The 7,508-nt window shown below is 63.2% G+C and carries 5 protein-coding genes and 2 pseudogenes; 5 read left to right on the forward strand and 2 right to left on the reverse strand.

Annotated features, from left to right (window positions below; translation table 11 throughout):
• Nucleotides 1-138: 138 nt before the first annotated feature.
• The 4 genes from boxB to AC2VOU_RS12125 all read left to right on the forward strand — a co-directional run bounded on the left by boxB (nt 139) and on the right by AC2VOU_RS12125 (nt 5,815).
• Complete coding sequence (gene boxB / locus AC2VOU_RS12110) at nt 139-1,620, forward strand: benzoyl-CoA 2,3-epoxidase subunit BoxB (RefSeq protein ID WP_486957601.1); 1,482 nt, start codon at nt 139-141, stop codon at nt 1,618-1,620.
• A 19-nt stretch (nt 1,621-1,639) separates the two neighbouring features.
• Entirely contained in the window at nt 1,640-2,242 is a 603-nt protein-coding gene (locus AC2VOU_RS12115; RefSeq protein WP_486957602.1) for an LLM class flavin-dependent oxidoreductase, read from the forward strand.
• A 294-nt stretch (nt 2,243-2,536) separates the two neighbouring features.
• The gene (boxC, locus tag AC2VOU_RS12120; protein ID WP_486957603.1) at nt 2,537-4,240 is read left to right on the forward strand and encodes a 2,3-epoxybenzoyl-CoA dihydrolase; all 1,704 of its coding nucleotides are present in this window, start codon (nt 2,537-2,539) and stop codon (nt 4,238-4,240) included.
• 9 nt (nt 4,241-4,249) lie between these two features.
• Nucleotides 4,250-5,815, forward strand: coding sequence for a benzoate-CoA ligase family protein (locus AC2VOU_RS12125; protein ID WP_486957604.1), 1,566 nt, complete (start codon nt 4,250-4,252; stop codon nt 5,813-5,815).
• Nucleotides 5,816-5,851: 36 nt separating this feature from the next.
• Here AC2VOU_RS12125 and AC2VOU_RS12130 read toward each other — a convergent pair.
• Both AC2VOU_RS12130 and AC2VOU_RS12135 read right to left on the reverse strand, forming a co-directional pair.
• Nucleotides 5,852-6,397: pseudogene (locus tag AC2VOU_RS12130) on the reverse strand (IS110 family transposase); the annotation flags it as partial.
• 158 nt (nt 6,398-6,555) lie between these two features.
• Nucleotides 6,556-7,158 (reverse strand): winged helix DNA-binding protein, encoded by a 603-nt coding sequence (locus AC2VOU_RS12135; protein WP_486957605.1) that lies wholly within the window; start codon nt 7,156-7,158, stop codon nt 6,556-6,558.
• A gap of 166 nt (nt 7,159-7,324) precedes the next feature.
• Here AC2VOU_RS12135 and AC2VOU_RS12140 point away from each other — a divergent pair.
• A pseudogene (locus tag AC2VOU_RS12140) lies at nt 7,325-7,508 on the forward strand (LLM class flavin-dependent oxidoreductase); the annotation flags it as partial.

Genomic DNA, 7,508 nt, shown 5'->3' on the forward strand with positions numbered 1-7,508 from the left:
GACTACCGAGGTCCGACCGCCGCGGCCGCCGCCACCAGGCCACCCGGATACGGATCAAATTGTTCTACAAATAGCTAGCCGTATCGTCATAAGGTTGTAGACTTAGGCGGGAGAGATTCACGCACAGGAGGGACCACCATGAGCGTCCAACAGGACCGCACCGGTGCCGTGCAGGCGCCCACCGGCGCGCTCAGCACGATCGACTACAGCGAGCGCATCCCCAACAACGTCAACCTGTCCAGCGACCGGCGGCTGCAGCGGGCGTTGGAGAGCTGGCAACCGAAGTTCATAGATTGGTGGAAGAAGCTCGGACCCGCCCTGCCCACTGAGGATGTGTACCTACGGACGGCGGTCGCGGTGGGCCGCGACGGCTGGGCCAACTTTGACCATGTCCCGATGGAGCAGTACCGCTGGGGCATCTTCCTGGCCGAACGCGACCCGGACCGAAAGATCGCGTTCGGCCGACACAAGGGTGAGCCGGCTTGGCAGGAGGTGCCTGGCGAGTACCGCGCGGAGCTGATGCGGCTGATCACGGTGCAGGGGGACACCGAACCGGCTTCGGTCGAGCAGCAGCGCACCCTGGGTGCCACCGCGCCCAGCCTCTATGACTTGCGAAATCTCTTCCAGGTCAACGTCGAAGAAGGTCGCCATCTCTGGGCGATGGTCTACCTACTGCAGGCGTACTTCGGCCGGGAGGGCCGGGAGGAGGCCGAGCAGCTGCTCAAGCGCAACTCCGGCGACCTGAACTCGCCACGGATCCTGGGTGCCTTCAACGAGGAGACCACCGACTGGCTGCAGTTCTTCATGTTCACCTACTTCACCGACCGGGACGGCAAATACCAGCTCGGCACGTTGAAGGAATCCGCGTTCGATCCGCTAGCCCGAACCTGTGCGTTCATGCTGCGAGAAGAGGCGCACCACATGTTCGTCGGAACCACTGGGGTCCAGCGGACGGTACAGCGCACCGCCGAGCTGATGGCCACCCACCAGACCAGCGACGCTTTCCAGCACGGCGGCATCCCACTGGATGTCGTCCAGAAATACCTCAACTTCCAGTTCTCGGTCTCGCTGGATTTATTCGGTTCCGAGCAATCGTCCAACGCGGCGGCCTACTACACCGGTGGGCTCAAGGGGCGCTGGCAGGAGTTGCGACGCCAAGACGACCACGTGCTCAAGGACGCCATTTACCCGGTGCGAACGGTGCGGGACGGCAGAATTGTCGAGGAGGAGGTTCCGGCACTCACCGCGCTAAACCTCGACCTGCGTGACGAGTACGTTGCCGACTGCCAGAACGGCGTTGACCTTTGGAACCGAGCCTTCGAGCGCGTTGGCCTGCCGGATCGACTGGTGCTGCCGTATGAGGGGTTCAACCGCAAGGTCGGCAACTACGCCGGTCACTTCATTTCCCCGACCGGCGAGGTGCTCACCGAAGCAGAGTGGGGGCAGAACGTGGACACCTGGTTGCCGACCGCTGAAGACCGGTCGCGGGTGGCACAGCTCATGGTCCCGCAGTACCAGCCCGGGCAGTTCGCCGGATGGATCGCCCCGCCGGAGCGAGGCATCAATCGCATGCCGGTGGAGTTTGACTACGTGCACCTGCGCGACGCAGCACCCGCGTAACCGCAGTGGATCGGCGCCGATGAAAGTTTTCGTGACCCTGGGCCCCGATCAGCGGTCGGCGGCTCGTGACGCGGCTGCTGCCAAGACGGCGGGGTACGACGGGGTGAGCGTTGGTGAGCACCTCTTTTTCCACAGTGCGGTGCCAAACGCATTCATCTCCCTCGCCGCCGCATCGACGACCCGCATATGGCTGTTGTCGTCGGTGACTCTCCTGCCGATGTATCCGGCCGTGCTTGCAGCCAACCTCGCGATCAGCCTGGATCAGGTCTCCAATGGTAGACCTGCCCCACTACTGGCGCGGCCCAGAGAACAAACCCCATCCGGGCCTCGAAAGCCGTTCTTGGAAACTTCAGCGACTCCCCACAGGAGTTCGTACAACTTTCTCCCACGCCCTGTCGGGCCATGTCGTGGATCACCCAATCACACACCTCGAACCCACAGATTTCCCGGAAGCGCCCCTACATGTATGGCCCTGAACAACTGGCCGCGTCATTGGCCCGCGTGCGGGAGCATGCCGAGCGAAACGGTCGCGATCCCAGCGAAATTCGTGGTGCCATCCACTGCTGGGATGGTGTGGACGAAGATCGGGTCGCGCTCGCATGCCAGGCGATCGACACGGTGAGCGACACCTATCGGCAGGACTTCGCCAACCCGGCCTACGGGCCCCACATCGCGTCCGCTCCCGGATCGAGGAGTACCGGGACTCCGGAGCCAGCGAATTCGTCTTCTGCCCATTCGGCGAGGGCGACCGGCGCAACCAGATCGTCACACTGTTCGCATCAGAGGTACTGCCCGGACTTCAGCCTGCCCGACAGAAAGATTCTCCACAACGTCGTAACGGATCACCCCTACCGATATTCAGCAGAGTGTAATCACAGTGGCCGCTACAAGTTGCCACGAACTTCGAGAGGTAAGTATGACGATCACCGGCATCCCCCGCACAGTTCCGACAAGTGAGGTTGCGGCCGTTGATTTCGACACCGACCCGTCGCGCTACCGGCACTGGAGGCTGGAATTCGATGGATCGGTCGCGACCCTGACCCTCGCCGTCGACCCCCACTGTGGGCTCGTGCCCGGCTACGAGCTGAAGATGAACTCCTACGACCTCGGCGTGGATATAGAACTCTACGACGCCGTGCAGCGGCTGCGTTTCGAACACCCCGAGGTCAAGGCCGTTGTCGTAACCGGTGGCCTGGACCGGATGTTCTGTGCCGGCGCCAACATCCGAATGTTGGCGCAGTCCACGCACTCGTGGAAAGTTAACTTCTGCAAGTTCACGAACGAAACCCGTAACGGCATCGAGGACGCCACCGAAAACTCGGGGCAGACCTACATCGCCGCGGTCAACGGCACCGCCGCCGGCGGCGGCTACGAGCTCGCCGCCGCATGTGACCAAATCGTTTTGATTGACGACGGCTCCTCGGCCGTTTCGCTGCCCGAGGTGCCGCTACTGGGTGTCCTTCCCGGAACCGGCGGTCTGACGCGCGTCGTCGACAAGCGCAAGGTTCGCAAGGACCGCGCCGACGTCTTCGCCACCCGGGCTGAGGGTGTGCGCGGGGCGACCGCGGTGGAATGGGGGCTGGTCGACGAAACCGTACCCCGGGCCCGGTTCGACGAGCGGGTGCGGGCCCGCGCTGAAGAGGCCGTTGCTGGCTCTCGCCGACCGGACACCGTAACGGGGGTGGAACTCACCCGCTTGGCGCGCACAACCGACGGCACTGACATCACGTACCGGTATGTCCGGGCGAAGCTGCTGCGCGACGAGCGCCGAGTCGAAATCAGCGTTCAGGGACCGGCTTCGGCGCCTCCGGTCGATGCAGATGCCGCGCAGGCCCAAGGTGCCAACTACTGGCCGCTGGCGGTCACACGTGAGCTCGACGACCTGATCCTGCGCCTGCGCACCAACGAGTCGGAACTAGGCACCTGGGTTCTCCGGGCGGGCGGTGATCCCGCCCTGATACGCTCATACGACAAACAATTGCAGGACAACGGCGACAACTGGTTCATCAATGAGGTGCGGCTCTACTACACACGCACGCTCAAGCGTCTCGACGTCACCAGCCGCAGCCTGTTCGCCGTCATCGAGCCGGGCAGCGCCTTCGTCGGACTGCTACTGGAGCTGGCGCTCGCCAGCGATCGCCAATACATGCTCGACGGCGTGTTCATCGACGTCGACCCCGACGCCAGCCCGGCCGCCATCGAACTCACCGAGTCCAATTTCGGTAGCTACCCGATGAGCAACGGCTGCAGTCGAATCGAGTCTCGGTTCTACGGCCACCCGGACAGCTTCACGGCGGCACGCGAGCAAATCGGCACACCGCTGCTCGCAACCGACGCGGACCGGCTGGGCCTGGTCACCTTCGCGCTGGATGACATCGATTTCGCCGACGAGTTGCGGATGGTGCTGGAAGAGCGCGCCTCACTGTCCTCGGACGCGTTGACCGGGATGGAAGCCAACCACAGGTTCGTCGGACCCGAAACCATCGAGACAAAGATATTCGGCCGACTAACCGCTTGGCAGAACTGGATCTTCATGCGGCCCAACGCAGCTGGGCCGGAGGGTGCGCTGCGGCGGTTCGGAACCGGAGAACGCGCCAGCTTCGACGTCAAGCGGGTTTAGCAGATGGACATGTTCAACGCAGCCGACTTCCTGGTGCACCGGCAGGTGCGCGAGGGCCATGCTACGCAGCTCGCACTGAGCGGAACACGCACGTTGACCTACGGCCAGCTGTCGGCAGAGGTGTCCCGGATCGCGGCCGGACTGCGCGGACTGGGCCTGCACCGCGATGACCGGGTGGCGCTGTTGATGACAGACGACGTCGAGATGGCGGTCACCATCCTGGCTGCATTCCACGCCGGGCTGGTGGCCGTCCCGCTGTCGACGATGCTCACCAGCCACGACTTGGCCGAGATGCTACGCGATGCAGGGTCACGGGTGGTGGTCACCAACCCGGAGTTCCTCGACACGGTGCTGCCTGCCATCGCCACCGCTGACGAGGTCGACCGCCTCGTGGTAACGGGCGCCGCGATGGTAAAAGCGTCGAGCGGGCTGGTGCGCGCTGGACTTTCGTTCTCGCCGTGGGGTGACCTCGATCAGGAGCCGATCGATCCGGTGGACACCGAAGCCGATGCCTGGGCGCTCTGGCTGTTCACATCGGGCACCACCGGGGCGCCGAAGGCGGCGATGCACCGGCACGCTAGCATCCGCCACGTCTACGAGAACTACGGACGCCAAATACTGGGAGTCCGTGCCGACGACCGCTGTCTCTCGGTGGCGAAGATGTTCTTCGCCTATGGGATCGGCAACAGCTTGTTCTTCCCCCTCGCCGCCGGCGCCACCAGCATCTTGCAGCCACTGCATGCGACACCGCAGTCGATGGGAGAGCTTCTTGTCACGAAGTCGCCCACCTTGTTCTTCGGTGTACCCACGTTCTACTCAAGTCTGCTGACCTCCGACCTGCGCGACGACGCGTTCGCCACGGTGCGATGGTGCGTGTCAGCCGGCGAGCCGTTGCCGGCGGCGCTGCAGCAGAAAGTCAAATCTCGTTTTGGGGTGGATATCCTGGACGGCCTCGGATCGACTGAGGCACTGCACATCTTCTTGTCGAACCGCCCCGACGACATCCGGCCCGGGACGAGCGGGAAACCTGTCCCTGGCTACAGCGTCGAGGTCCGCGATAGCGCCGGCAGGCTGGTGCCGCCCGGCACACCCGGTGAACTTTACGTAAGGGGAGAATCCCTTGCACTTGGGTACTGGCGACGAGCCCGAGCCAGTCGCATGGTGTTCCAAGGCGAATGGTTGCATCCCGGCGATACCTACGTGCTCGATGACGACGGCTACTATCTGTACCTCGGCCGTTCCAGCGAGTTGCTCAAGCCGGGTGGAATCTGGGTCTCGCCTGCTGAAGTGGAAGCCCGTCTGCTAGCACACGAGGGTGTCGCCGAGGCAGCGGTGGTCGGAATTCCAGACGCCGACGGCATTGACAAGCCGGCCGCGTTAGTAGTGCGTTCACCCGGCCACGAGCAGGTGTGCGGCGAGGACCTCCTCGCCTGGTGCCGCGAAGGTCTGGCGGCCTTCAAACGGCCACGGTCGGTGCAATTCACTACTGAACTGCCTAAGACAGCGACCGGCAAGGTGCAGCACTTCCGCGTCAAGCAACAGCTCCTCGACCTGCTGGCGGCAACAACATCGTAACCTCACCGATGACCAGGGACTGTCCGATATTTGGTGTAAGTCGCGTTCGGATTTTTCTCCGAACCGCAGCTCGTGGCCATCGAGGACATCGATGAGTTCCAGCAACGAGCGGACTCGTTGGGCGTAAGCGGTTCCCAGTGACACCTTGGCCAGTCGTTTGCGACCGGCGACGCCGAACAGGTCCGACACCGCGATCAACACGACAGCCTTGGCCAGCACGGCATGGACCTGGGCCTTCAAGCCGGATCGGATCGCGACCAGCTTAGCGCGATAACGCACCAGCTCTCGTAACTCGCGTGTTTGAGGTAGGGCGATCCAGGCCTCAGGCAGTCGGCCCATCCGCAGCAGATCGACCAGCGGCATCACGCACATCGTTTTTCGTATGGTGGTACCGAAACTCCTTGACTCCCAATGGATATGCCAGGTGCACCTGCGCTCCGTGGGCTTGCAGCACGTCGACCACCCAGTACCAGCCATTGGTTGCTTCGAGCACCACCTCGGGGTTGGCGCCCGGCGTCGTCGAGCTGCAGTCCCAACGCGACCGGGATCGTTGACGATCCGTACCGCCGAGAGCTGCTTCGTCTCCTGAGTCAATTCGATGTCGCTGGCCAAAAGCCAACAGGCCACCCCATGATTGATGAACTCAGTCTGCTCGATTTGCCTGCACCGCTGACAGGAGACACCAGTGGTGAGTTGGCAGTGTCGGAACACCAGGCGCAGAGCAGACGGGATGGGCCTGATCAATCGTCGTGTTCGCCGCCGTTGGCCGCGTCGACCATCTTTGGCTGTGGGTGGCGATGGCGATGGGTCATGGCGGTGCGCGCCGACTGCTCGTAGATACCTGTCATTAGGTCCAGCGTGCGCGCGGCGTGTTCCAGCCTCGCAGACAGACCGGGAACGCGCGCCACGGCATCGATCAGCAGCGCCGAGCGGACGTCGGTGTAGCGTTCGATGACACGACGGCCGAGCACCGTTACTTCGTAAGTGACGCCCGAACGCCCGCTGCCGGTGCGGCTCACGAAGCCGTTCTTCGTCAGCTTGCGTAGGCTGTATTGGATGTTGGGGATGTCTTCGCGGTTGGTCATGTGAGCCAATTCGCGGATGCTCTTCGGCCGGTCGTTCATGCCGATGATGTGCAGCAGCGCATTCTCGGGCCCGCTGGCGGGAAACTCCACCACCGTCGCCAGGCATTCCGCCTGCCAGCGCCCGAACGCCTCATAAGAGCGCATCAGCGCATATTCGACCTCGGTGACGTCGATTTCGAGCGGCGTGCGCGCCAGATGCCAGCTGCGGTCGAGCAGCGTCTCATCGTTACGGGCCGAGGGTGGGGTATCGCGGCTCATCGACCTACTTCTGGAACGAAATGAAGATGGCTCATGTCGCGGGGGCTTGGGTTATGCGTTGCCGAGCGATCCGCTAGCTAGAGCATGCCCTGCACGCAGCTTGTAGTCCATATGGATTTATGATAGAAAATCGATGGTAAACTCCATCTGATGGGAGGGGTCCACGATGACCATGCTGGACAAGTCGGTGCCTGCCGCGCAACCCTTCCTGCTCGGCGCCTTCGCCTCCAACTGCTCTGGGGGCATGAGTGTCACGAAGGTTCCGGAACGTTGGGTCAGCTCGTGGGACAACAACCTGCGGCTCGCCAAGCTGCTAGACGATGCCGGTATCGACTTCATGCTGCCCATCG

It is taken from the genome of Mycobacterium sp. TH-M25, from assembly GCF_057473665.1.

Excerpts from the sequence above, each read along its gene's own strand:
- boxB (WP_486957601.1), top strand. The coding sequence starts at position 139 with ATGAGCGTCCAACAGGACCGCACCGGTGCCGTGCAGGCGCCCACCGGC.
- AC2VOU_RS12115 (WP_486957602.1), top strand. The coding sequence starts at position 1,640 with ATGAAAGTTTTCGTGACCCTGGGCCCCGATCAGCGGTCGGCGGCTCGT.
- boxC (WP_486957603.1), top strand. The coding sequence starts at position 2,537 with ATGACGATCACCGGCATCCCCCGCACAGTTCCGACAAGTGAGGTTGCG.
- AC2VOU_RS12125 (WP_486957604.1), top strand. The coding sequence starts at position 4,250 with ATGTTCAACGCAGCCGACTTCCTGGTGCACCGGCAGGTGCGCGAGGGC.
- AC2VOU_RS12135 (WP_486957605.1), bottom strand. The coding sequence starts at position 7,158 with ATGAGCCGCGATACCCCACCCTCGGCCCGTAACGATGAGACGCTGCTC.